21 protein-coding genes and 1 tRNA gene are annotated in these 25,498 nt (G+C 55.2%); 12 read left to right on the top strand and 10 right to left on the bottom strand.

All coding sequences use genetic code 11. From position 1 onward, the window contains the following. The first annotated feature begins 819 nt into the window (after window positions 1–819). Window positions 820–1,125 carry a hypothetical protein gene (locus tag JJD41_RS05610; protein ID WP_168569158.1) on the top strand — a complete coding sequence of 102 codons (306 nt, stop codon included), beginning with the start codon at window positions 820–822 and terminating at the stop codon, window positions 1,123–1,125. A 214-nt stretch (window positions 1,126–1,339) separates the two neighbouring features. On the opposite strand, the gene cruG is transcribed toward JJD41_RS05610, so the two are convergent. Genes cruG through cruF form a run of 3 tightly spaced genes read right to left on the bottom strand, consistent with a single transcriptional unit; the run spans window position 1,340 to window position 4,802 of the window. Next, window positions 1,340–2,542, bottom strand: coding sequence for a 2'-O-glycosyltransferase CruG (cruG, locus tag JJD41_RS05605; RefSeq protein WP_200665084.1), 1,203 nt, complete (start codon window positions 2,540–2,542; stop codon window positions 1,340–1,342). A 50-nt stretch (window positions 2,543–2,592) separates the two neighbouring features. Then, window positions 2,593–3,864 (bottom strand): glycosyltransferase family 2 protein, encoded by a 1,272-nt coding sequence (locus tag JJD41_RS05600; RefSeq protein WP_370583736.1) that lies wholly within the window; start codon window positions 3,862–3,864, stop codon window positions 2,593–2,595. After that, entirely contained in the window at window positions 3,861–4,802 is a 942-nt protein-coding gene (gene cruF / locus JJD41_RS05595) for a gamma-carotene 1'-hydroxylase CruF (RefSeq protein WP_200665082.1), read from the bottom strand. The genes JJD41_RS05600 and cruF overlap by 4 nt, the downstream gene beginning before the upstream one ends. Before the next feature lie 546 nt (window positions 4,803–5,348). On the opposite strand from cruF, the gene JJD41_RS05590 reads away from it, so the two are divergent. The 3 genes from JJD41_RS05590 to ruvX all read left to right on the top strand — a co-directional run bounded on the left by JJD41_RS05590 (window position 5,349) and on the right by ruvX (window position 8,563). Further along, window positions 5,349–6,548, top strand: coding sequence for a F420-0:Gamma-glutamyl ligase (locus JJD41_RS05590; RefSeq protein WP_200665081.1), 1,200 nt, complete (start codon window positions 5,349–5,351; stop codon window positions 6,546–6,548). 281 nt (window positions 6,549–6,829) lie between these two features. Further along, window positions 6,830–8,077: a GNAT family N-acetyltransferase gene (locus JJD41_RS05585; RefSeq protein WP_200665080.1), complete on the top strand. Its 1,248-nt coding sequence runs from the start codon at window positions 6,830–6,832 to the stop codon at window positions 8,075–8,077. A gap of 18 nt (window positions 8,078–8,095) precedes the next feature. After that, window positions 8,096–8,563, top strand: coding sequence for a Holliday junction resolvase RuvX (ruvX, locus tag JJD41_RS05580; RefSeq protein WP_200665079.1), 468 nt, complete (start codon window positions 8,096–8,098; stop codon window positions 8,561–8,563). Window positions 8,564–8,785: 222 nt separating this feature from the next. Here ruvX and JJD41_RS05575 read toward each other — a convergent pair whose 3' ends face one another. After that, window positions 8,786–10,252 (bottom strand): tetratricopeptide repeat protein, encoded by a 1,467-nt coding sequence (locus JJD41_RS05575; protein ID WP_200665078.1) that lies wholly within the window; start codon window positions 10,250–10,252, stop codon window positions 8,786–8,788. An 816-nt stretch (window positions 10,253–11,068) separates the two neighbouring features. On the opposite strand from JJD41_RS05575, the gene JJD41_RS05570 reads away from it, so the two are divergent. From JJD41_RS05570 to JJD41_RS05545, 6 genes are all read left to right on the top strand, one after another. Further along, entirely contained in the window at window positions 11,069–11,836 is a 768-nt protein-coding gene (locus JJD41_RS05570) for a hypothetical protein (protein WP_200665077.1), read from the top strand. A gap of 92 nt (window positions 11,837–11,928) precedes the next feature. Continuing rightward, window positions 11,929–12,198, top strand: coding sequence for a hypothetical protein (locus JJD41_RS05565; RefSeq protein WP_200665076.1), 270 nt, complete (start codon window positions 11,929–11,931; stop codon window positions 12,196–12,198). A gap of 416 nt (window positions 12,199–12,614) precedes the next feature. Beyond that, window positions 12,615–14,639, top strand: coding sequence for a cation:proton antiporter (locus tag JJD41_RS05560; RefSeq protein ID WP_200665075.1), 2,025 nt, complete (start codon window positions 12,615–12,617; stop codon window positions 14,637–14,639). Window positions 14,640–14,844: 205 nt separating this feature from the next. Then, complete coding sequence (locus JJD41_RS05555; protein WP_200665074.1) at window positions 14,845–15,615, top strand: precorrin-2 C(20)-methyltransferase; 771 nt, start codon at window positions 14,845–14,847, stop codon at window positions 15,613–15,615. Window positions 15,616–15,738: 123 nt separating this feature from the next. Further along, window positions 15,739–17,616, top strand: coding sequence for a hypothetical protein (locus tag JJD41_RS05550; protein ID WP_200665073.1), 1,878 nt, complete (start codon window positions 15,739–15,741; stop codon window positions 17,614–17,616). 44 nt (window positions 17,617–17,660) lie between these two features. Continuing rightward, window positions 17,661–18,641, top strand: a complete 981-nt coding sequence (locus JJD41_RS05545) for an RluA family pseudouridine synthase (RefSeq protein WP_200665072.1) — start codon at window positions 17,661–17,663, stop codon at window positions 18,639–18,641. On the opposite strand, the gene JJD41_RS05540 is transcribed toward JJD41_RS05545, so the two are convergent. From JJD41_RS05540 to JJD41_RS05520, 5 genes are all read right to left on the bottom strand, one after another. Further along, window positions 18,638–19,888, bottom strand: coding sequence for an ATP phosphoribosyltransferase regulatory subunit (locus JJD41_RS05540; RefSeq protein WP_200665071.1), 1,251 nt, complete (start codon window positions 19,886–19,888; stop codon window positions 18,638–18,640). The genes JJD41_RS05545 and JJD41_RS05540 overlap by 4 nt on opposite strands. Next, window positions 19,888–20,826: a J domain-containing protein gene (locus JJD41_RS05535; RefSeq protein WP_200665070.1), complete on the bottom strand. Its 939-nt coding sequence runs from the start codon at window positions 20,824–20,826 to the stop codon at window positions 19,888–19,890. Before JJD41_RS05535 ends, JJD41_RS05540 begins: the two co-directional genes overlap by 1 nt. Before the next feature lie 111 nt (window positions 20,827–20,937). After that, complete coding sequence (locus tag JJD41_RS05530) at window positions 20,938–21,777, bottom strand: inositol monophosphatase family protein (RefSeq protein ID WP_200665069.1); 840 nt, start codon at window positions 21,775–21,777, stop codon at window positions 20,938–20,940. Window positions 21,778–21,833: 56 nt separating this feature from the next. Beyond that, on the bottom strand, window positions 21,834–22,379 hold the full coding sequence (locus JJD41_RS05525; RefSeq protein WP_200665068.1) for a thermonuclease family protein: 546 nt from the start codon (window positions 22,377–22,379) through the stop codon (window positions 21,834–21,836). Beyond that, the gene (locus JJD41_RS05520; RefSeq protein ID WP_168569140.1) at window positions 22,369–22,737 is read right to left on the bottom strand and encodes a 2Fe-2S iron-sulfur cluster-binding protein; all 369 of its coding nucleotides are present in this window, start codon (window positions 22,735–22,737) and stop codon (window positions 22,369–22,371) included. The genes JJD41_RS05525 and JJD41_RS05520 overlap by 11 nt, the downstream gene beginning before the upstream one ends. Before the next feature lie 280 nt (window positions 22,738–23,017). Between JJD41_RS05520 and JJD41_RS05515 the strand changes: the two genes are divergently transcribed. Further along, window positions 23,018–23,104: transfer RNA gene (locus JJD41_RS05515), tRNA-Ser, on the top strand. 134 nt (window positions 23,105–23,238) lie between these two features. Here the strand turns inward: JJD41_RS05515 and JJD41_RS05510 are convergent. Next, on the bottom strand, window positions 23,239–25,044 hold the full coding sequence (locus JJD41_RS05510; RefSeq protein ID WP_200665067.1) for a DMT family transporter: 1,806 nt from the start codon (window positions 25,042–25,044) through the stop codon (window positions 23,239–23,241). A gap of 212 nt (window positions 25,045–25,256) precedes the next feature. On the opposite strand from JJD41_RS05510, the gene JJD41_RS05505 reads away from it, so the two are divergent. Further along, on the top strand, window positions 25,257–25,445 hold the full coding sequence (locus tag JJD41_RS05505; protein ID WP_200665066.1) for a hypothetical protein: 189 nt from the start codon (window positions 25,257–25,259) through the stop codon (window positions 25,443–25,445). The last annotated feature ends 53 nt before the right edge of the window (window positions 25,446–25,498 follow it).

Below are 25,498 nucleotides of genomic sequence, written 5' to 3'. Positions count from 1 at the left end.
GCTCATAGATAGGCGATCGCCCATGAAAAAGCAAGCCGATTTACAAAAGTTAAATCGACCCCAGGAGATCGTTCTTTTCCAGGGTCAGAAATTCCTGATAAAATCACAGCTCGGAAGGGGCGATCGTGCCGAAATTGACGAAAAACAATGTAGATGTCATCTGCTTGCTGAAACTTCACCGTCGATCTCCCGCGATCGAGCGGCGAACACGGAACGATCCTCTAAAAATATCGACCCCTGAAATGGGGAAACGGCTTGAGAACTCGCAAAAATCTGAATTCTCATCAGAGCGGCGATCGCGCTTCGCCTCGGTCACTTCAAATCGGTCAATTCAAAACAAGAACAAAACAACTGACACTCAATTCAGTTTGAAAGTCTTGAAAAGCCGTTAATTAGGAAAAAATGAAATATTTTGACTCGATAACAATTGTACTACAGTTGCAGTCATTTTTCAAATCGCGCGCCGATATCTAAAAAGCAGAATCATTGAGGTTGGAGATCGCGATCGCACTCCTTGCAATGCCCGGGTAAAAACACAAAATCGGATAACTTCGCAACGCCATCGACGAAAAAGCCCGTAGATCCGCAGAAAACTTGACGACTTCAAAGACATCGCCTATGCTAGGCGCGGTTACTCTTCGATGCCGTGCCTTCAGCCGCAATCTAAAGAGAAATCACCTCTCCCGACCAAACCCCTCAACTCCACCAGACTTGTCTGGGGACTCCTCCGTTACTGGCTCCTTCCCCTGCTTCCCAACTTCTGTCAAAGCGCTACAATGTTGCAAAACTTTTGACCTTCAAACCTCGGATTTGGCCGATATGGATATGACTGCCTATTCCAATGCTGATTCACTTGACAACCTACCCCGTGAGGTGAGGGTCACTCAACTTCAAAACCTCATGGAAACCCTCGCCATTGCTGACGAAATTGCCAGCAAAGGCTACCTCATTACCAGTTCCGAACTGGCCGACCTGATGGATATCAATGCCAGCGCGGTCACCAGTCGCGGAGACAACTGGGTTTGGCGTAACTGGATTGTTTCCAGGGTCAGACGTGAGGGCAACCAAATTCTCTGGCAATTAGAAAGAGTGGATTTGGTCAATGCCGAAGGCGTTGACGAGTAGGGATCCAGTTTCGAGAACTGGAAGACACACTTGTCAATTGCCGAAGGGTTCTACTTTCCTCCCCAATCCCTTGGGGAGGCTAGGTTCCAATCCGCGATCCAGCTTGAAAATTTTGTCTGGTACTTGGGTGGGGCGGGCATCTTGCCCGCCATTGAGTCTTTAGGGATTTGAGTTCGATCCGTCCGCGAGATCCCTACACTCTAAAATCTAAACGCTAAAATTCCCCATAGTCTCGGCCCCGCCACCGCTTGGGTCTGTGCAAACTCGACAGAAAAATGCGAATGACCGCTAAGGGGTCGGCGAGGGGAGAGAACCAAAATAATAGGGCCGTCAGAGGCGACGATCGCCGAAGATCGTAAGAAGGGGCGATCGCCGCGCTCAAGGCAAAGCGGATCGCCAACAAGAGGCCATTTAAGCCGAGTAAGGCGATCTTACTCCACGATAAAGATCCCTCAACTCCCCAGATCGCGGCGGCGATCGCCCCGGCCACCAAGATCGGTAAAGGTAAGCCTTGAACGGCCACTAGAAAGCCTAAATCGCCCCATAACTGCGCTTTCGAGCAAGCATCCTTGAGATCGAGCGATCGCCCCCATTCCCGCCAAGTTTCTAACGCCCCTTCATACATCCGGACTTGTAACACGTTCGCCCCGTCGAGAAATCCCACCTTAAATCCGGCGCGGGCGATCGCTCGGGCCAGAGTCACGTCATCGCAAAAGGAATCGCGCGCACTGCTATAGCCGCCAACCCGTTCGAGAACCGCCCGCCGACAGAGAAAACACTGTCCGTTCGCCATCACTCGTTCCGGAGATCCCGCCTCCGTATTCGTCGGCCCGAAACGATAAACCAGGGTCATCAATAACGCAGGTTGCAGCACGATTTCCCCGGGAGATTCGAGCAGAAATTGCGGCGAGAGGGAAATTAAATCGTAACCGCCGCGAAGGGCCGCCTGTAGGGCCGAGGCGACTAATTGGGGATGGGGTCGAGTGTCGGCATCGAGTCCTAAAATCCATTCACTCTCCGGGGAACTCTGTAAAAACCCGGTATGCAAGGCCCAGGGACGACCGACCCACCCCGCAGGTAAGGGATCGTCGGTTATCAGTCGCAGTCTCGGATCGCTGTGGGCCGCCGCTTGCACTAATTCTGGGGTACCGTCGCGCGATCGACTGTCAACGACGATCGCCTCGCGCAGTTCGTAACTTTGCCGGGTCACCCCCTCCAAACAGGGGGAGAGGCGATCGGCTTCATTCAGGGTCGGAATGACGATGCTGACGCGCCCCAAATCGTCCGGTGTCGGCTCCCTCGGCGCGATCGCGGGCTGCCGAATCGCCCCTTTGATTAAGCGGGACAACAGAATCGCCGTAGCGACGACTTGCACGAGTAACAGGATAAAAATAAATAAGGCAACAATAAAATTCAAGGCACTATTGAATACTTTTACTTATCTACCTTTGGCCTCTTGTTTCCCCCTCAATACCGTCTCCCCCGCCATTGCTTCGGCGGACGTAAGGCGGAAATCAACACGCGCAACCAGACCACGGGATCGGCGAGGGGAGAAAGCCAGAATAACCACGGGGCTTTAGCCTGGGTGCGATCGAAATAGGGGGCGATCGCCCATAACATGGCGATGCGTGCCAGCATGAGTAATAAATTGAAGCTCCACAGGCCCACATGAGGCCATTGGAAGAGCAGCGAACGGGGGACGGCGATCGCGTAGAACCCTAAAATAAGGGGGGGCAGTCCTTGAACGGCGAGTAGAAAGACGACATCTTGCCATAATTGCCACGGATGGGAGGCATCGCGCACGCCGATGGTGCGTCCCCATTCCCGCCAGGTTTCTCGCACTCCTTCGTACATGCGAACCCGCACGACTTTGGATCCATCGAGGAAGCCGACGCGATATCCCTGTTTGGCGGCGTGGCGGGCGAGTTTCATGTCGTCACAAAAGGCATCGCGGGCGATCGCAAAACCGCCCAACTGTTCGAGAACCTGCCGACGACAGAGCAAACATTGACCGTTCGCCATCACCCGGTCTGGAGAGTTGGCCCGTTTGCCGATCGCCCCGAAACGATAGGCGAAGGTAATCAGCATCGCCGGGTGAAACCAGACTTCCCCGGGATATTTGAGGATAAATTGGGCGGAAACCGAGAGGAGGTCGTAGTTGGAGGCGATCGCCGCCTTGAGCAAACTCGCTACTAACCCCGGACGGGGATAAGTATCGGCATCGACGCGCAAGATCCATTCACTTTCGGGGGAACTGCGTAAAAAACCCGTTTGCAAGGCGCCGGACGGGCCGACCCAGCGATCGCTGTTGGGATCGTACAGAATCAAGTGAAAGCGCGGATCTTGGGCGATCGCCGCCTCGATCGAGGCCACGGTTCCATCCTCGGAATAGCTGTCGATGGCGAGAATTTCGCGCACTTCTTCGGTTTGTACGGTCAATCCCGCCAAACAAGGAGACAGTCGCTTGACTTCATTGAGGGTCGGTAACAAAACCGTGACTTTTCCGGCCCATTCCGGCGGCGCCCATTCCGGTTGTAACGGTCGGGGGCGGTTTTTGCCTTGGGCCAGTCGCCAAAATAAGACGGCCCCGGTGCTGAGTTGGAAACCCAATCCCAGCCATAACCAGATCGACAGCACCCCATCGAGTTGCAACATTGCGAAGTCTGGGGACGACCGCGCCCGCGCGATCGCCCCCAAGTCTCCTACAATCATCACGCCAAGCTCGACAATTGGATTCACTTGGCCACCATTTCAACGGGGGCTACAGTGGTCGCACTAGCCGAATTGGTTTCCATGATTTCGTCTTCGCTTGCTACTGTTTCGCTGGCGTGGTGATGTCGAGCGATCCACCACAGTCCGAAGGCAGGCAACACTCCTAAAGCTATACTCAAAACGGTCGGAATCCAAAAGCGGGAATCCAACATCGTCAGGGTGATGACCGCACCAAAGGCGAAGTTTACCAGATAAACGGCTAAGGGCAAATTTAATTGAGAGCGTTTCAGGGGAATCTCGGTTTTTTGCCACAATACGGTGGCTACTCCCATAAATAAGGCGCCCGTTCCCAGCCAGCCACTCAAGTTCCGATAGGGCATTCCGAAAAAGGCGCCCGCTTCTTGAAATTCCCAGAACGGAAACGGAGTTTGGCTCATCGCCGGATCGAGGACGAAATCCCAGGCGGTCAGTAATAGCGCTCCTAGGGCGATTCCGCCGATTTTCTGTAGCCACGGGGCGGCGGCGATCGCGCTCAACCCGGCTCGGGCGAGGATCCAGCAGGTAAATCCCATGTAAAACCAGGACAGGGGAATGGTAAACGGCACCAATCCGGCGATTTTATAGCCCAAACCGCTTAAATATTGGTAGTGTCCGAAGGGAAAGCCCGTACTGGTGCCGATCAGTTCGCTGCTCGCAGATAGGGCGATCGCCGGAATCGCAAAGCTCAGGGCTCGTCGCAGTCCGAACAAGCGGCTGGCGTAAATGGCGATCGCTACGGCTCCGAGGATGATATAGACGACGCCACCGCCTGCCATGCTCCATTGAAAGGCTTTTTGCCCGAATCCGGGTAAATTCAGGATAAATTCTGGATGCGGCAGCACTAACACCAACCCCGCCAATCCAAATGCCGTGGCCACGATATGGCCGACCAAGCAAATGCGCTCGAAAGTTACAAGTTGTTTCATTGGAATCCTAAAAAATCTCACACAGAGAAAGCGCTTCATATTAGTTTACAAATGTTTATGGAAAATCCAACTTCAGCCGAGTCAAATGTTGGGGATTTTGGATTTTAGATTTTGAATTTTAGATTTTGAATTTTAGATTTTGGAGGAGTCGGGAGCGAAGGGCAGGTTACAAGTTTTTGAGGGGAGTTCGGGGGAAAATCTTTAAAATTACTATAATTTCAGGGGGTGTTCGCGGAAGGGCGATCGCCGTCACCACCGGAATCGAGACGGCAAAGGAGTAGTTTAGCAAAGTTAAAATATGCAAAAATGAACCGACCTCGCCCCGAACTCGCCCCCGTCCGGAATCGACTCGGTTGGCGGCGAAGGAAAATTGCCAGAGTCAAGCGCGTTCCCTTCCCTCAATGGCTGCCGTCGCGATCGGCGCCCGTCGAGGGGGAATCGGGCAAAATGATATAAATCTGGGGATGACGCGCCCTCTGCGCTCCACTCGCGAGCCAGACCGTCACCCCCTATCCAGTCAACAAGAGAAACAACAGAGAGGCAACTGTGGCGATCGCAGCAACCATCGGAATCAGTCTAGCCGCCGCCGCCCTAGTCGTCGGCGCGGCAGGAGCCGCCCTAGAATGGCAATACCGTCGGCGTCCCGGCAACGATTTAGACGTTCCTCCCGGCGAGTGGAATCGAGAAATCCTGTCCCCCGAACGTCACCAACTCGTGGGAATCGTCGAATTTCGCAACCGAACCCCCAACCTAGAAATCATGCTGCCGGAAGTTCGGGCACAAGTCAGCTTGCTGTCCGAAACCAGTGTAGACGACATCCACACCCGCGTCCGCGTCGTTCCCCTCCATCCCGACGCCCCGGCCCGGGAAGACGGCTACTGGTTCGGCTATATCGTCAAAATTGGCAAAAGTACCCGCGCCAAAATTGCGATCGACATCGAAGGGAACGATCTCGATCGCCTCAAATCCGCTTGGGTCAAAATTCACTACGTCACCTACGGTCCGGAAGGTCGCATTCCCAAAGTCCGCCACGTCGTCATCCCCTTACAACATCCGGATCCCTCCGTCGCCCCCAACCCCCGCACCGTGCCGGAAAATGGCGCCGAAGTGTTCCCCATTAAAACCCACCTGCTCACCCACCTCGACGATCCCGTCGAAATCGTCAAGCGCTACGTCTTGCCCCACGCCCAACCGGGCGATATCGTCACCCTCGGCGAAACCCCCGTCGCCATCATGCAAGATCGGTGGCGTCACCCCAGTGACGTGCGTCCCGGTTGGGTCGCCAGACGCCTGTGTTATTACTTCCTGCCGACTTCAAGTTTGGCGACCGCTTGCGGTTTGCAAACCTTAGTCGATTTGGTCGGTCCGGGGCGCGTGTTCTTCGCCTTCGTCGGCGGGGCGATCGCGCGCGCGTTCGGTTACCGGGGCGGCTTTTACCAACTCGCCGGAGAACAAGCCCGGCTGATCGACGACGTAACGGGAACCTTACCCCCTTACGACAGTTTTATCGTTCTCGGTCCGAACCGTCCCGAGCAAGTGGTCGCCGATATCCAACGAGAAACAGGATTGTCCGCCGCGATCGTCGATGTCAATGACTTAAAAGCAGTTAAAATATTGGCAGGAACGCCGGATCTTTCCACTGCTTTTCTAGAAACGGCCTTGCGAAGCAATCCCGCCGGAAACGCCGACGAGCAAACTCCCGTCGTGCTGATCCGCCCCGGAAAAACCGCTTCAGGTCAGTTGTAAAAGCCCACGGGAAAAGGCGAAAAGCTTGGAAACTTCACATTAGCGCCATCACAGCCGACGCGATCGAGCTCTGAAGCGGCAACGGCACGGGAGCTAACTGCTGCGGGACCTCTCCTCTCCAGCGCGAGGCTTGACGCCCCCGTGCGCTTCTACCCGTCCTCCCTCGTGTTGAGATTCGATAAAGTAGGGGAAGACCGCCCTCGGTACGACCCGGATCGGGACGGGTGCCAATCTCCCCTACTGTGCTGTCACTGTCATATCCAACGCTGGCTATCTCCACTATGAATCCACGCTTGCCCCAAAATTCCAATCTCTGCATCCGCCCGCTTCAATACCGAGACCTCGATGCGGTTGAATCTCTCGTGCAACACGGGGTTGAGGCAGGCAAAAGGGATTTGAGTTTGGCCACTCGCGCCCTCGACCTGACTCGACACATCCCCTCGGTTCGCCGTTGGTACGGGTTGCTCAAATTGCTCAGTTTGTTTCCCAATCCGTTCCAACACTTGCTCTGCGTTCACGTCGCGCAAGAAGAGGAGTATACCCGAGGGGTCATCCAGATTTCTCCGTTCAATCAAACCCGCAGCACCTGGCGCGTCGATCGCGCGATCGTCGAACCGGGCGCCTGTATTGAAGATATCGATTCTCAACTGCTGCGCCATTGTTTGGAAACGATTTGGGAAGCGCGCATGTGGTTGATCGAAGTCGGAATCGACGCCAAGAGCGAACTGGCTCTCTACCGTCACAACGGTTTTCAGCGCTTGGCCCAGATTACCTATTGGGAAATGAATGCCGCTTTGCTCGAAACTCTCGCCCAGCGCGAACCGGATTTGCCTAACTTACTCCCGGTCAGCAATGCGGACGCCCAACTGCTGTGTCAGCTCGATACGGCGTCGATGCCTCCGTTAGTGCGCCAAGTGTTCGATCGCCACGTCAAGGATTTTCAAACCAGTTTGCTGCGTTCCGCTATCGAAGCCGTCCAGCAATGGATCGATCGCACGGAAGTTGTCAGCGCTTACGTGTTCGAGCCACAACGCAAGGCGGCGATCGGTTATTTTCAACTCAAACTCTGCCGCGATGGCTCCCGTCCTCATGCTGCCGAGTTAACCGTTCACCCGGCCTATACTTGGCTCTATCCGGAACTGCTCGCCCAAATGGCGCGCATTACTCGGGATTTTGTACCCCAGTCCCTGCACTTGACCTCGGCGGACTACCAGCCGGAACGGGAGGAATATCTCGAACAAATCGGCGCCGCACGGATCGAGCATACTTTGCTGATGTCTCGCTCGGTCTGGCACAAGTTGCGCGAGTCCAAACCTGCGGCTCTCGACTTGCAACTGTCGGAAGTTCTCCAAGGTTTCCAACCCGCTCGCAAGCCGATTCCCAGCCGCATTGCTTGGTTGCAAGAGGGCCAACGCGGCGATCGCCCCAACCCTCAAGGGGACTCCAATCCCTCCATTGAAGAGTTGCGCCAATTCTCGAATAACGGCGATCGCTTTGACAAACCTCGCGAGGAGGATTCGGGTAGCTAAGACCCGCTTTCACGCCGGATGAAAACCACGATCTCCGCTTTGGGATTAGATATCGGTCGCAGGCGCGTTGGCGTCGCCGGATGCGATCGCACCGGGTTGATCGCGACGGGGCTGACCACCTTAGATGCTAAGGTCTTCGCCGATCTGATCGCCGAGTTGCGATCGCTCGTCGCCGAACGGGAGGTCGAAGTCCTCGTTGTCGGACTCCCCTATTCGATGAATGGGGACATCGGCCCTCAAGCCCGACAAGTCCAAAAGTTTGCCCGTCGTCTGTCTCGGACTCTCGATCTGCCTGTGGACTATGTAGACGAGCGCCTGACTTCCGTGGAAGCCGAGCAAATGCTTCACGCTCAACGGATTTCTCCCTCCCGCCATAAGGGCCTGATCGATCGCAAGGCAGCCGCTTTGATTTTGCAGCAATGGCTCGACGAACGCCGTCAGGGGTTACGAGCTTTCCCCCCGACTTCCGACTTGGAAAGTGATTAAGTTTTGTAACAATCTTCCGGATTCGCCCTAAAAAGGGGGCTGGGCGGTTGTGCTATGGCTTGTTTTGCTGTAGTATTATTTTATAATGGGGATATTTTAAAATTTTTTGAAAATGCAAATATTCCTATTATAAAATAAATATACCATAAGAATTCCCTCGCGGGGGAATTTTCCCCTTCTTTTTTAGCCGCACGAGCAAATTTTTTGAAAATCGCAGATTAGTTACGAGTCAGGAGCAGGAAAATCCTGTGAATCTTGTAAGCGAGTATCGGACGACCCGTTGAGTGTGGTATCCGGGGGAGATTCCGGCGGAATTTCCGAAGGCGAGGGAGGGGCTAAATCGGGATGAGAGGCAACGATCGCCTCAATTTTAGCGAGAACGTCCTCGTAATCGGCTTGTTGTCCGCGATTTAAATAGAGGTCGCCCGCGCGGCGAAAATCGGCGATCGCCCCTGAAAAGTCGCCCAGTTGGCGTTTGGCGAGGGCGCGGTTGTAAATAGCATGAGCATAACCGGGATTGAGCGCGATCGCGCGATCGCAATCTTCCAGGGCGGCCCGATCTTGTTTCAAAGCGCGATAAGCAACGGCGCGATTGTTGTAAGCGCGGGTATAGTTAGGATCGACTTTTAAAGCGGCATCGTAATGAGCGATCGCGCCGTGGTAGTTGCGGGCGTCGTACAACTCCAAACCGCGATCGTTGAGAGTTTGAGGCGTTTGCGACTCGGACGAAGCGGTGAGATCTTCGATCGCGGGGGCGGTGGAGGACGGATCGGTGCTGGTCGATCGGGCGGCGCGGGGGCGCGATCGCCGTCGCTTGGAGAGTAACAAGCCGATCGCCCCGACCAGCATCACCAAAACCGCACTACCGATCGCCGCTGTTTCCGGAGTGAGGGGGATGCGAGCGATCGCCTGCTGCCACTCTAATAAAAGGGTACTTGGGCGAACGGACTGGGCTAATTCCGGCTGGAGTTGGCGCAGGCGATCGAAATCCTGCTGGGCCGCTTCTTTTTCGCCCAAGCGCGTCAGCACTAAAGCGCGATTGAGATAAGCTTGAGCCTCCTCGGGATCGAGTTCGATCGCCCGGGAATAATCGGCGATCGCGGCGGTAGAATTGCCGAGTTGCTGGTAAGCATTGCCGCGATTGAGATAAGCGTCGGCAAATTGAGGGTCGAGTTCGATCGCTTGGGAGTAGTCGGCGATCGCCGCTTCGTACTCTCCCAGTTTAAAACGAGACAGACCGCGATTGAGGACGACATCGCTGAGGGTGGGGTCGAGGGTCAAGGCGCGGTCGTAATCGGAGATCGCCGCCGGGTGGTTGCCGACTTCCGAGAGAGCAAAGCCGCGAAAGCGGTAAGCTTGCACGTCGTCGGGATCGAGGGCGATCGCCCGATTGTAGTCTTCTAAGGCGGCTTCGGTCTCGCCGAGTTTGAAGCGTGCATTGCCTCGGTTGAGGTAAAGCCGCGCAATTTGGGGATTGAGTTCGATCGCCCGAGTGAAATCTTCGACGGCCCCGGAATAGTCTTCCTGGGAAAACTTACCCATGCCCCGTTGGAGGAGATCTTCAGCCGTAAGCTGGGACAACAAGATCGGTGGCGTTATCTGTGGCGTTGGTGCTGGCTTCGCCCTCACCTCAGTCACTCCCGAATCGGGGGATTCGAGCAGGGCGATCGGTGGATCGATCCGGTTCATTTAAACCTCGCGGGAGAACGGCAACCGCCTTTTTTGTAGGGGCGATTTACAAATCGCTCCTACTCGCGTCTTTCACAATATAACGGTTCGAGGCCGGGGAGGTGCGTTCGCAAAGGGACGCCTCCGGCGTATCGCTCCACCACCATCGCCTTCACCGTCGAGAAGCGACGAAGGGCCTCCGGGAGAATCCCTTCCCGTTCTGGGGAAGGGGTTGCGCCCCTTTGGTTAACATTTTTTAAAACTTTTGCAAGCTACTGCTGAGGGCGAGTGAAACCGGAAAAGTGCCAGAGGATTTATCAATTTTGGCGATCGAAGTAAACTTTTGTTGCTAGGGATTGATCCCGAACAAAACCCTGTTTATAGTTATAGGTGAAGTTGGAAAACTTCATCGGCAGATCGAACAGCCAACGTTCAATCCAAGCTAAGAGGTACAAAGCGCTGTTTCTAGTCAATCTGTCTATTCAGCTACCGACAACACCCAAGTGTTCCGTCGATATTTCCTCAACTAGCAAGTAGGGAGCAAGGGAACGAGCGGTCGAGAGTTCTAAGAAGAGTTTGAGACGGCGAGTGCAACTCCAGATAGTTTCAGTTGAAAGAGGAAATGACTCAGACGTAGAGCCTTGGGTGTTGTTGTGCGTGAAGGGAACCAGCACTGTCGCGAGGCGATCGCCGCTTCGAGCGCAACGGGCGATCGCCTCGAATTTGTTGGAAAGATCGCCGCAAACCGAGGGACATCGACCCCTCAAGACCGATCTACCGTGTCAGTGACCGACCCTCGCCGTTGTCAATTATCCGTGCATCCCGAAAACAGATCTGATGGCGATTATTGCCCTACGAGGCTGGTACATCCAACATTACGAACCGATTCGAGAATTAGAAAAACGGCCTCACGATTTGCGATTGAGTAAAAATAGTTTGCTCAAAACCGGATTGCGTGCCGACTTTTTAGACGATAGTGAAACCGTCAAAAACTCCCCCTGGTTCGAGCGTTATTTAGACGGAGAAACCGTCGAATTTTATATTGAAGGAAGCGGCGGTTATGCGATTTCAAACATCGATTTAATCAGTCACGAGATTTATTTCACCAAACAAGACGTCATGGCTCAATTAGAGCCGATCGTGTTTTTCTGCTCGCAACAGGAGTATCCCGAATCGAGCGACGCCTTGCGCGAAGCCCTGCAACAGAGCTTAGAAAAGCTCAATCGGCGATCGCGCCTGTCCCTGACCCTAGAAGAATCGGCGCGATCGCCGAGCGCGCCGATGCGCTTGAGCAATAGCCAGATGCGGAAACTGCGTAAAAGCCTACTGGCGATCGCCGACGTCACCGCGATCGCCAAAATCCCGGGAAACCCCGCGCATTCCCTTCCCAGCGCCAACGTCTGCATCCAGCTCGGTTACGCCTTGCAAAGCAAACGTAGCGAACACCTGATCCTCGCCATCGGTCAACGGGAGGGCTTTCCCGAGGAATTACCCTTCGACCTCCCGCGTCACCAACAAATTTGGTTCAAACAGCCCTCAGACCTAGAAAGCCCCTTGGAATCAGTTCTCGAAGCCCAGCTACAGCGCTTTAATTTATTTTCGTGAGGGAAGCTCAACCGCTTTTTCGCGAAATATGAACAAAAAAAGGCGATCGCGGACCATAATAAACTCGGTGCGTTGAGGATCGTGATTGATTTATGCCGAGAACCCCAGATGAAATCGCCGTTCACCTGCTCGTCGAGGGCGGTCATCGCGAACACGTGCGCTTTACCACCATTCAAGAATTTCAAAAATGGTATCAAGGCGTACTCGTTCCCAAATCGGATTCCCGAGACTTCGTGAATGTTCCCTTAAAAACCAGCCAGGGAGAATACATGGTCATTCGTCCCTCCGCCATTTTAGGGATTCGGGTCGAACCCGTTTACCTGTCGAGCAATCTGGATCGAAACCAGATGGCTGACGAATGAACCCCCCGAATCGAGCTGGGGTCAAAGGTCAAACTTACCCCAGCCTGACCGGACGCCCACGAAATGTTTGGCTCCAATGCCCCATGTGCTATCCTTGATGGAATGCTAAAGTCAACCCTAGCCCCCGCCGTCGAGACCGTCCGCGTTCCTCGGGCCGCTACCGTCAAAACCCCCAGAGCGACCCGCGCTCCGTCCCGATCGCATTGCCGCGCTCGCATGGCCGCGCGAGAGTGCAAAGGTGTGCCAGTGCAAGCAGATTTTTAACATCAAGTTGTAAATTGTACCCTGTCTGTAAGGCGTCTCATTGACCTCGTTGTCCTTTTTTACAAGCAACCGAGTGAAGGACAAGAGAAACGGGAGATCTTGTAAATTGAGGCGTTCGACCTGAGCTAACTCACCGCTCGACAATTACGCCTATGGAAGTGCCTTTTGACATTACGCTGCTGATGGTGTTGACCGTCATCGCAGGGATCGGTGCTCAAGTGCTGGCCGATTACTTCAAAATTCCCGGGATCGTCTTTTTGCTGTTATTCGGCATTTTGTTAGGTCCCGACGGCTTCGGACTGTTAAACCCGCATTTGCTCGGAGACGGTCTGGAAGTGATTGTCGGCTTGTCCGTCGCTCTGATCCTGTTTGAGGGCGGTTTAAACCTCGAACTGCGCGATCTCGATAAAGTTTCCGGCAGTCTGCGAAACTTAGTCACCGTCGGCACCTTAATCACCTTGATCGGCGGGGGAATCGCCGCGCATACCTTGAGCGAATTTCCCTGGCCGATCGCCTTTTTGTATGCCGCGCTCGTCGTCGTCACCGGACCGACAGTGATCGGCCCGTTACTCAAACAGGTACAGATCCAGCGTCCCGTCGCCGCCTTGCTCGAAGGCGAAGGGGTGTTGATCGACCCGGTGGGTGCCATTTTGGCGGTACTCGTCCTCGACGTGATCCTCAACGGCGATGCAGATCCCTTGCGCTTAATTGCGGGGTTGACGATTCGTTTGGGCATTGGCAGCGCGATCGGCGCCCTGGGGGGGTGGACGATCGGCTATTTCCTCAAAAAAGCGGATTTTCTCTCCGAAGATTCCAAAAATTTGGTGGTTTTAGCGGGGGTGTGGGGCTTATTCGGCCTCGCCCAAGCCATTCGCAGCGAATCTGGCTTGATGGCTACCGTGGTCGCCGGGATCGTCCTGCGCGCTTCATCGGTACCGGAAGAGCGCCTTTTACGCCGTTTTAAAGGACAACTGACGATTCTTGCGGTCTCAGTCCTCTTTATCTTGCTCGCGGCGGACTTATCCCTCGCCAGTATTGTCGCCTTGGGATGGGGGAGCGTGTTGACGGTTTTAGCGTTGATGTTCCTGGTGCGCCCGCTCAACGTCTGGCTGTGTACCTGGAATAGCGATTTGAATTGGCGGCAAAAGCTATTTGTCGGTTGGGTAGCCCCGAAAGGCATTATTTCTGCCTCGGTGGCGTCCTTATTCGCGATTTTGCTCACCGATCGCGGCATCAACGGGGGGGATTCGATTAAAGCCCTCGTGTTCCTGACGATTATCGTCACCGTGGTCTTGCAGGGCTTGACCGCGCGGGGGGTCGCCCAGTTGCTCGGGATCATGTCTACGAAAGCGACAGGAGCCACGATCGTCGGCTCCAACCCGTTGAGTCGTTTGGTAGCCCGCCTGTTCCAAGAGCGCGGCGAATCTGTGGTCCTGCTCGATACCAATCCGGAAGCGTGCGAGGCGGCCCGTCAAGAGAACATACGGGTGTTTTTGAGTTCGGCTTTGGATCACGACGTTCTTGAAGAAGCGGGACTCGAATCCATGGGAACATTTTTGGCGATGACGAGCAATGGCGAAGTCAATTTAGTCTTGGCCCAGCGCGTGGTTGAGGAATTCGGCCCGCCGAGGGTACTGGCGATTTTTCCGCAAGATCCGCAAGGACAGAAGACGACGAATAAGACGAATAAGGCGAAAGTTCAACAGGCGTTCATTCAAGATCTGCCGTTAAAGGCGTGGAATCAATACTTGAGTGACGGTCAGGTGAAATTAGGTGAAACGGTGTTGAAAGAACCGGGTTTGGCCTTTCAACAGGCGCATTTGCAAGCGTTGATGCGATCGGGGGAGTTGATGCCGTTGTTGGTCGAACGTCGCGATCAGTTGTTGGTGGCGTCGGCGTCGGACGGCGCGTGGCAGCGCGGCGATCGCATTATTTACTTGCTGCACGACCCCAAACCGAAGTTATTGCAACGGCTTTCGGGATCGAATCAGTCGCGCTTGACCTTGGAAAAACTGCCCGCCGTGGAGGAAGTGCCGATTCCCACCCCGGTTTCGCAAGAGGCGATCGCCCAAAACATCTCCCGAGAAGATAACTCCCACGAGCCGTCCGAAGCCCCGACCCAACCCCCCACCCAAGGGGAGCAACAGCAAGCGGAGAAAGAATTAGAATTGCTGTAAACCAATGGCTCCCAGCAACGCTCCTCCAGGGGCGATCGTCCCCAAAACCGTAGGAACCTTTCCGACTCTCGCCAAAAGAAGCGGGTAAAATAAGAGAGTCTACGACTAGATTCCCCCACCATAACGGGGATCGGTTGCTCTAGAAACGGACGGCGATCGCGCCGCCCCCTGCCAGCCTCGTTCACCTTCACCCTCTATCTTCTCCATGAAGCCAGCAGGCACCCTCTACGGGATTGGTGTCGGTCCGGGAGATCCCGAACTGATCTCCGTTAAAGGACTGAAAATTCTCCAAAGTGTCCCCGTCGTTGCCTTTCCCGCCGGGGTGGGCGATCGCATCGGAATGGCCGAACGGATCGTCGCCGACTGGCTGCAAGAGCGTCAAGTCAAACTTCCCCTGACCTTTCCTTACGTGCGCAACGAGTCTATCCTCGCCGCAGCGTGGCAACAAGCGGCCCGGGAGGTCGGGGAGGTGCTGCAAAGCGGTCGAGACGTGGCATTCGTCAGCGAAGGCGATGTCAGCTTTTACAGCACCTTTACCTATCTGAGCGAAGCCCTCAAACGCCAGCACCCCCACCTAGAAATTCGCACGATTCCCGGTATTTGTTCGCCGTTAGCCGCCGCCGCCGAATTGGGGATCCCCCTGACGATCGCCGGACAACGCTTAGCGGTTTTACCCGCCCTCTACGCCGTCGAAGAACTCGAACGCGCCCTCGACTGGGCCGATGCGGTGGTCCTGATGAAAATGAGTTCGGTCTATCCGCAAGTCTGGCAAGTGTTGCAACGGCGAGGATTGCTCGATCGCACCTACGTCGTCGAACGCGCCACCTGGCCCGAGGCCACCGTTTATCGGGGTTTGCGCGATCGCGACAATCTCCAACTGCCCTATTTTTCCCTCACCATCATTCAAGTTCGCCCCGCCGAAGTACCCACCACCGATTCAGGCACCTTTTCCGCTACCGACAGGTCGGTGAAATAAAACCCAATTCCAGATGAGTTCGTCAGATGGCAGAATATCGCTCCTGCCATCGGCAAGATCGAGGTAAACTCAACCCTAACTCTCCCCCATCCAACGCCATCCCATCCCCCCTCCCAAGACCCTATGTCTTACTCGTTTCCCGCCAAAACGCTTTTTGACTCCGTGCGTCAACCGACTGGACTGGCGATTCTCGCCTCAATCGGCGTCCACTTGCTGATTGGGTGGAGTTGGGATTTGTTTCCCCTCGGGTCTAAAAAAGCCGATCCCTTGGAACCTGTAGGATTGCTCGAACTCAATCCCGAAGAAATCAGCCGCCTGCCCAATTTTGACGAACCCGTTGCCGTTCCCCAGGCTCAGCCGAGTTTGGGCAATCCCCTGCCCCCACCGGAACCCACGGACTATACCATTCCCGAAGATCCCGCTCGCAGCCCGTCGTGGACCTTGCCTCCCGGTCGCGATGACGGCTTGCCGACTTTACCTTCAGATTCCGCAACGAATTTCCCGAGCTTATGGAACATACCGGACGATCTCTCGGCTTATAACAGCTACGACCGTTCGATTACCAATACTCCTCCACCGCCTCCCGCCGATTTTGGCAACTTTTCCGATCGCCCCAATTCTCCTCCCTTCGGGTCATTTAGAACGAATCAAAACCAAAATAACCTCGATAGTGGCGCCCCGTTACCCGTACCGCCATCCCCCCTCGACGTGCAGCCGGAACAGGTGGATCCCAATGCCAGATTGGGACAGGGAACCGATGGGATGAACCAACAGGTCGATCCCGGCTTTAAAAATCCTCCCGACGCGAATGGAGAACAGAAACTGGCCGATTTAGGGCGCCAACAATCGGTAGGGGCGGAAAATCCCCTATCTAGAGAAAGCTTAGATACAGTGGCGTCAGATTATCTGGACAGAGCGAGAAATAATTACAATTTAGGCGGTTCCCCAAGGGGCGATCGCCCAAGTTCTACGGAGGAAAAACCGCCGTCTAACGATCGGAATAACCAGAATAATCAGAATAACAATAACGAAAACCAGATCGCTTCGGCAGAAGAATATAACGAACAACGTCAGGAATACTATGAAAATAATCCGGAGGAACGGCGCGAACTCCTCGATCGCCTCCTCGGAGAAAAACGACGTCAAGAAGCCGCCAATCGCAATGTGACGGGTTCAGTTTCGCAAGATAGAGAAACCGATATTCAATCGTTAAGTGCAGTAGTACGCTGGCGAGGAACATTAGCTCAAAATCATACGAAAATTGTTGACGATCCCGAGAAAATTAACATTGAAAATATAGACCCGATCGCCGATCGCTACCCCGCCGAGGCTTGTGCCAATAAATTAGAAGGAAAAGGGACAATTGGCGTATTTGTCGATGATAAAGGAGCGGTAATTGACGGACCGCGAGTTCTAGCGGCGACCGGACACGACATTCTCGATGGCTTTGCGAGTAACTGGATCGAACAACAGTCTTTTGAAGGGACGAATCGCCCGACCATTTACGTTTATCCGTTTAGTTTTACCTACAATGCCGAACGGTGTCGCACGGCGTCGGATGGAGACGCGGCGACGGAAACTGAATCGAACCATTCTCCCGCACCGACGGGGACGACGGCGCCGAACTCGGTTGATAATAGTGCGAGCGGCGATCGAGCCAACCCCTCGGAAACGGAGGCGTCTCAACCTGGCGAGGCGGACGGTGAAGCGACGACGGGGGACGGACAACAGACTCCCGCGACCTCGGAGGATCCTGGGGAATCGGAGGCGGAAACGACGGAAAGTGAGAGCGAGTCTGGATCGGGCGACGATCCATCGCCGCCAGAAGCGGACGCCGAAGAAGCAGAAAATCCGGAGGGGGAAGCTCCCGAGGGGGAAGCATCTTCGACGACGGAAGAGTCCGTCGGTCGTCAGAATTTATCGGATAATGGATCGCAAGAGGGCGATCGCGCGCCGGGTCAATGCAATCCGAACTCACTTCCTTCCCTTGAAGGCTGCTGATTTTATATATTTATTACCTATACTTTAGGTTTATTTCTACAATTGTGAGAGAAATTCAGTTAGAGGTCGAAGGAAAGAAAGAACGACTGGATCGCTATTTGGCCGATCGCCTGGCGGACTTGTCGCGATCGCGCATCCAGCAACTGATCGCCGAAAACTGCGTGCGCCTCAACGACAGTCCGTGTACCGCCAAACGGGAGACGGTACGGGCAGGCGATCGCGTCACCTTGACAATTCCCGACCCGGAACCCGTCGATTTAATCCCCGATCCGGATATCCCTCTGAGCATCCTTTACGAAGACGCCGAACTGCTCGTGATCGACAAACAGGCGGATCTCGTCGTCCATCCCGCCGCCGGACATGCGAACGATACCCTCGTCAACGCCTTACTCGCCCATTGTCCGGACTTGCAAGGGATTGGGGGCGAACGGCGTCCGGGGATCGTCCACCGCCTGGACAAAGACACGACCGGGGCGATCGCGATCGCCAAAACCGAGCGCGCTTTGGCTCACTTGCAAAGGCAAATCAAAGCCAAAAGCGCCCGCCGGGAATACCTCGGCATCGTCTACGGCGCGCCGAAAACCGAAAGCGGTACGGTCGATGCGCCCGTCGGTCGGCATCCGGGCGATCGCAAAAAAATGGCGGTCGTCCCCGTCGAAAAAGGCGGACGCCGCGCGGTCACGCACTGGCAAGTGCGTGAGCGACTGGGAAATTATACGTTAATATACTTTCAACTCGAAACCGGACGCACCCATCAAATACGGGTACACTGCGCCCATTTGGGACATCCGATCGTCGGCGATCCGATTTACAGCAAGGGGCGATCGCCGGGAGTGAGGCTGACGGGTCAAGCCTTGCACGCTTGGCGGCTGACCTTGGAACATCCGGTGACGGGAGAGACGATCGCCGCGATCGCCCCCTTACCGGAAACCTTCCAAACCTTGCTCGACGTTTTGCGACGGCGATCGGGGGGGTTATCCGTCCGGGACGAATCCCGGACGAGTCTGACGGGCGATCGCCGTTAAGCGGGGGATACGGTTTCGACTTGCGCCGTACCGTCCGCCTCGACCCAAGCGATGCGGGCGATCGCGCGATCGGCGGCCCATTGACGCACGGTTTCGGCATCCTCCGCCGGATCCAACTGGAGTTCGACGCGAGTGGAGGATTCGCCCTCGCGCAACTGGCGGGCGTAAACAAACGCGGCAGTGGCGGCGCGATCGCCCGTCGGGACGACCAGCCAATCACTCGTAGGCGTTTGCGCCGGGAGTTGACCCGTGGGGAGTAAAACGCGATGGAGATCTTCGAGATTGAGGGCAAAACCGATTCCGGGCGTCATTTCCCCTTCCGGATGGTAAAGCGCCAACAAGCGATCGTAACGGCCCCCTTGACCGAGGACTTTGGCGTAGCCGTCCCTGGCGACAACCGCTTCAAAGACGATCCCGGTGTAATAATCGAGGGGTTGGATCAAACTCAAATCTAAAATTAAGTTGTCCGGGCCGAGACTGGCGCCCTTTTGCCCGGTCGAGGCTTCTGCCAGTAAATCGACCAGAGACTTTAGATTTTCGAGACTTTGCTGTTGCTGCGCGTCGAGGGGCAATTGAGCCACCCGTTGCAGGACATCCCCCGGGCGCCCGCGCAAATCGAATAAAAACAGGGCGCGTTCGCGTTGGGCCTCAGAGAGGGGGAGGTGGTGTAGGGCGACCCGATCCAAATGGGCGATCGCCGAGCGCACCTTGGGGCGCAGGGTTTCGGGAAATTCCGAGAGCAGCGATCGGGTCAACCCCGCCTCGCCCAACACCAGGCGCCAGCCCGTCAGTCCGAGGGCTTGCAAGCAATTCGCCAACAGGAACAGCACCTCCGCGTCGGCGAGAACGCCCCCCGCGCCGAGCAGTTCGACCCCCGCCTGATAAAACTCCTGTTGGGAGCCGTGAGGGGCTTGAGACTCGCGCCGAAAGACATTGGCATTGTAGTAAAGGCGCTGGGGATAGGTGACCCCCGCCATGCGCGTAACCGCCGCGCGGGCGATCGAGGCCGTAATTTCCGGGCGCAGGGCCAAGGGGATCTCTTCGTCGGTTTCCTGCAACTGAATCAGGGTAGAGGCATCGATCGCCCCCCCAGCCATCAGGGTATCGAGCCGTTCCAGGGTCGAAGTTACGATCCGGTGATAGCCGTGGGCGTGAAACACCGAGCGCAGACGATTTTCAATCCAGCGTTTTTGGGCGACATCCAGGGGCAGAAGATCCCGCGCCCCTGCCGGGGGTTGATGAACCATTATTTTTTCTTCCCACCAAACAGATTATTCAAAAATCCGGCAAGAGCAGAGCCTTTTTCTTGTTTTTTCGCCGATTTCTTCGACTGCTTGACCAACTCTTTTTTAGCCTCGTTGGCCATTGACTCTTGAGGATTGAGTTTCAGGGCTTGATTGATGTGAACCTTCGCCATCGTGATCTGGTTTTGCTTCACATAAGCCATCCCTAATAAACCATGAATTTGACTGTTTTTCGGGTCGAGTTTGAGGGCTTCTTTCAATTCGACGACCGTTTGAGTCAGATTCCCGGCTTCCATGAATTCCTCGGCCCGACGGCAATAGTCGGCGATTTTCGCGGATTTTGGAGAAGTTTGCGAGGTGTTCGTGTCTTCTTCGCTTTCTCCGGAAGACGGCGAATCGGGCTGGTCGGGTTTGGGTTGGGGTTGTGCTTTCGCCCGTTTTTTCTTCCCGAGTCCGCCGCCTTCGCTTTCTTTGCGAAGCAAGTAAACGAGATTGAGTTCGCTCAGTTGGGCGATTTGCTTTTTACTTCCCGAGAGGGAGTGATAGAGGTCTTTGGCAATTTGGGCGATCGCCTTTTTGTAATCCTCATCGAGATTGCGGCTTTTCATTAACTCCGTCGCCGCTTGGCTTTTGACCTGGATTTTATCCCGTTCTTGAACGAGGCGTTTGCCCATCATCCCGAGTAAGACATCGTGTTCGGCGCGGTTGCGATCGCTCGACAACTTGGCATAAGCCGGATTGACCAGTTTGGAAAAAATTTGACTGGCCATTTGCTTGTCCGAAGGGTTATCCGTCTGGAAACTATCCGGATGCAAACTCCGGGCGATTTTCATGTAGCGCTTGCGGATGTCGTTAAACTCGGCGTCTAATGGAACGCCCAAAATCGCGTGGTGGTCGGTAAAATCAAATTTAAACAGACCGTGTTCGATTTTAAAAGACATAGTTCGCCATCCCAATCCCCTGGCATTGACTTGATTTCTAGTGTACTGTTCTGGCGAGAACACTGTCCTCGCGAGAAACGCGGAATCGAGAGACGGTGGGCGATCGCCCCCTTAACCGATCGCCTCCGCCACGGGATTCGCCCAGCCCTCCAGAGGGCGTATCCGTTGCAGTTCCCGAGATAACGGCTCGTGTAAGTGACCGTTGGTGGCTAAAATCCGCCCGGACTCGATCGCGAAGGGACTGCCGTCGTAAGCGGTGACGCGCCCGCCCGCTTCGCGCACCAGGACGATCCCCGCCGCCAGATCCCACGGGGATAACCCCCGTTCCCAATAGCCGTCCAGTTGACCGCAGGCGACGCGGGAGAGATCGATCGAGGCGGATCCGGAACGGCGTACCCCTTGGGTTAAATGGGTGAGATGGCAAAATTCCGCATAGTTGTTATCGGCGGTTTCGCGGCGATCGTAGGCGAACCCGGTGACGAGGAGAGAATGAGCGAGTTCGGCAGTTTGAGACACTCGAATCGGGCGGCGGTTGCAGGTGGCGCCCAATCCGGTCGCGGCGCGAAACAGCTTGTCGTGTAAGGGGTCGTAAATGACGCCGACGTGCGGCACTCCTTCGACGAGTAGGCCGATCGAAACGGCAAAATCGGGATATTGATGGGCGAAGTTGGTGGTGCCGTCGAGGGGGTCGATCGCCCAGAGGTAGGGGGTATCGCTACCCCCGATCGCGCCGCTTTCTTCGGCGAGAATCGCACAATCGGGGAAATGACGGGTCAACAGCTCGACGACGACCCGTTCCGATTCCTTGTCGGCGGCGGTGACGAGATCTCCGGGTCGTCCTTTTTCCTGGATGCTGTCGAGATTGCCCCAATAGGATTGGAGGACGGCGCCTCCGGCGAGGGCGGCTTCCGTGGCGATGTCGAGGAAGATTTGCAGTTGTTTTTGGTTCATGCTTACGAGTCGATCGCGACTGGGGACAGCATCTTTACGCTACCCCCCTACAAGTCTTACCATTGCGATCGCCCCTCGCGCTGGCTGGCGCGAAATTCTCTCGGGGTTTGCCGCATGGGGTTTTTGGGGTTCCAAATGCCCAAACCCATGAGGCGAGCCCACTGTTGGGCGCGTTCGAGGCGATCGGCGTATTTGGTATTGGGCGATCGCGCGCTGGCTAAGACGTAACCTTCTTTGACCAGTCGTTCGTTGATCAGGGTGCCATCTTGCCAAAGATAAACCAGTTGGCGACAGCGATCGCGGTAACAATACTCCCGTTCGACATCGAATTCAAGCACCACCGGGCGATCGCCGACCAGTTCGGCGAGTCGTTCTTGGGCGGCTGGCCCCCAAGGTTCTTGGTCGAGATCCGGTGCTTCGATCCCGATCGCGCGCACGTCCGGATTGAAGCCGCGATCGCCGATCGTCTGGACTAAGGTAGCACTCTGTCCGCTCGTGACGCGATCGACTTGGACGACAGGATCCGAGGGGGTTTCGCTGGCTTGACAGCTTGCCAGCGCCAACCCCACCCCGACGGCGATCGCGATCGGGCTAATCTTCATCCAGGGGCAACCCGACCCGCACTTTGCCCTTGCCGAAATAACGCCCGAATTGCAGTTCGTAGACCTCATCTTCGTCTTGAGTTTCGACTTCCAAATCCGATCGCGGATAACTCACGCATAAGAGGGCGTAACCGCGCGCCCTCAGTTCCGGCGACAGTCCCATCGCTTCCGGTTGGTCTACTTCCCCGGAGAGAATGCGGACCGCACAGGTCGTACAGGCGCCATTACGGCAGGAAAAGGGCAGTTCGACCCCTTGATTTTCGAGATTTTGCAAAATGTAGCGGTCTTCTGGCACTTGCCGGGTGTAGGTTTCCCCGGTGTGGCGATCGCGCACGGTGACGGTGTAAGAACGAGTCATGGGTTCAATCGATTCAGTTCAGAGAAGCAAACAGTCTTTCGCCTAGAGTACGACAAATTTTAGACTTTAGAGTTTAGATTTTAGATTGAGCAGGGAACGCTGGCGGACTCAATTCTGGCTGCCTAACTTCTGACGGGCTGGCGTTTCTGTAGTCTGCCCCAGGGATTGGGGAGTTTTGGCCAAAAGACTTTGCAGAAAAAATTGGCAACTCCCTTGCTTCGACCGGATCGGTCTGCTACAATGATGAACCTGTGAGCAAAAATCAAATAACTTGTCTCGTGGAGAGGTGGCCGAGTGGTTGAAGGCGCAGCACTGGAAATGCTGTTTAGGGGCAACTCTAACGAGGGTTCGAATCCCTCCCTCTCCGTTTCAATCAAAGGCAAAAATCAAACCCGGCGATTTTATAGAATAATCGCCGGGTTTTCTTAAAGGGAAATTTAGCAGATGAGGCGATCGCGCGTCCTTGAAATCCGGCGATCGCCTGCCAACAGAGGGCAAAATTCAGTTGCGGGAATTTTGATTGGCTGCCGCCATCCGCGCTTGTTTTTGGCGAGTGAGGTTATCGACGCTAATCCCGATCACCCACAAGGTGACGATAATGACGCCGAGCCATTGATTGAGGGCCAAGCTTTCGCTAATAATGCTGACGGCAAGCAAACTGGTCAGAGCCGGACCGGAGGCAGAAATCACCGAAGCAAAGGCAGCACCAATCATGGGAATGCCGAAATTATTGAGCGCGTAACCGACCAAGGTGGTCAGGGCTAACAGGACGGTGCCGAACCAGAGATGAAACCAGTTGACGCCATCAGTTTGAGCGGGGAACAAGCGCAAGAAGACGACAGAAAAGACTAAAATGACCGAAAAATTGAGGACGCTAAAGGGAGCCGGGTGCAATTTGAGTTTCTTGGCACTCAATTGCGTCAAAATCACGTATCCGGCAAAGGTGATCCCGGAGGCCAAGGCAGTAGAAGCACCGAGCAAGATGTTGTTGCTACCGCCTCCCTGGAAGGCGGCGGGGGGTAAGGTCAAGAAACAGCCGATATAAATGGTGGCGGCGGCGAGGGCGAGAATAAAACTCGGGCGCGAGCCGAAAATCAGCCAGGACAAAAGAATCGTGACCGTTGGAAAGACGAAGAAAATGGCGATCGCCACCCCAGTTGCGATATTGCCGAGGGCAAAATAGATGAAAAACTGGGATAAAAACAGACAAACCCCACTCAATACCGGAATCCAGACCGAGCCGCGTTTTTCGGGATTGGAGAGTTGACGCAAGTCGCGAAACGTATTCGGATACAGGATCGAGCCGACGATCGCCATTCCGGGCACCACCAACAGCATCCGCATTGCCAAAATCAACAGGGAATTCCCCGGACCCGGTCCGATAATCCCGCCCATTTCTCCGAAAAAGATCACGGGTTGCACGCTCAAAATCACCCGGGTGATGATATTTTGAATCGAAATGACCAGGGAAGAAATCGAAATCAAAATAATCCCGGTTAAGAACTTGCCGCCATCGGCGGATGGAGCTGGGGGCGGGGCAGGTTGAGGGGCGGGTCTGTCCGTGGCCCGTTGGGCGGTTTGAGCTGGTGAGGGGCGATCGCCCTCGCGGCGCTCTCCCGTTGAAGGGGCCGACTCACCGGGAATCGCACGTTGACCCTGAGAAATAATCTCAGCCGTGGTATGGACTTGACCCGCATCTTCTTGCAGTTGAGCGATCAAACGCTCGACCAGGGTTTCTAAAACCGCTTCTCCCTGTTGTTGCAAGGAGTGCATCCGATTGAGCTGTTGGGACAGAGAGCTTTGATAGCTACTGAGTTCTTGCTGTAAGGTCTTAAAGGTCGTGTTGAGGGTGGTATCCAGGGAAGCCAGCAACCGATAAGCATTGTCGTTATAGCTGCTCGGGGGAGGCGAAGGCGCATGGGTACTCGTGGTGCCGGCAGTCCCCGGCAAGGGTTGGGGAGTGGGACTCGCGGCCAGGTGTTTGAGGCGATCGCTCAATTCCTCTTGCAGTTGAGAAGCCATGACTTGAGCCAGATGCTTAGTCCACTGCTGCTGTTGGACGATTTGCTGGCGACCGACAGCTTGATATTGCTGGGATCGCAACCGTTGCTGTTGGCCTTGTAACTGGTCGATTTCACTGCGCAGACGGTTTTTCTCCGCCTCCAGTCGAGCCATGTCCTGAGTCAACTGAACGAGCAGATTGTGCTGGATTTCTCTAATCTCTTGGGTCATCGCGGACACGAGACGATCCATGTCCTGACGGTCGGGTGTTTCTGAGTTTTCCGGTCGATTGTCCAGTTGCCCCATTATTGTCTAACCTCTTGCTTATCGGTGGTCAAAAAACATAATTCAGGCTGGATCGGCATTGGTCTTACGTTAACTTGAATTTTGGCTCTAATTCTAGAGAAACTTATTCTAGAGAAACGGGTAATCCGTGAATGGTCTCGACGGCGATCGTCTGGCTCGGCTCCCTTGAATTCGAGAGAATTTTGCGGTCATTTTATCCAAGCTAGACCCAGATGGCTAGGTTTCGAGACCCCTCTCGGGGGTTTCCCATCCCGGATTCGGCGATCGCCGATGGGAGTTCCTCGTTTTTCAGACTGCCCAAATGGACGGCGCCACGAACACGGCGATCGCCGTCGCACCCGATTTGCAGGTCGGGCAGTCGCGACGATCGCGACGAGGTGAGGGTTTTTGCAGATAACTAACCCTGAATCGCGGAGAAAAGCCTCAAGTCTTCTCTAGTTCCCGGAGAGTCTGT

It is taken from the genome of Oxynema mangrovii CENA135 (genome assembly GCF_016632315.1).
Classification (GTDB): domain Bacteria; phylum Cyanobacteriota; class Cyanobacteriia; order Cyanobacteriales; family Laspinemataceae; genus Oxynema; species Oxynema aestuarii.
Note: the sequence above shows the minus strand (reverse complement) of the source record. Positions and strands in the feature narration are given on the sequence as shown.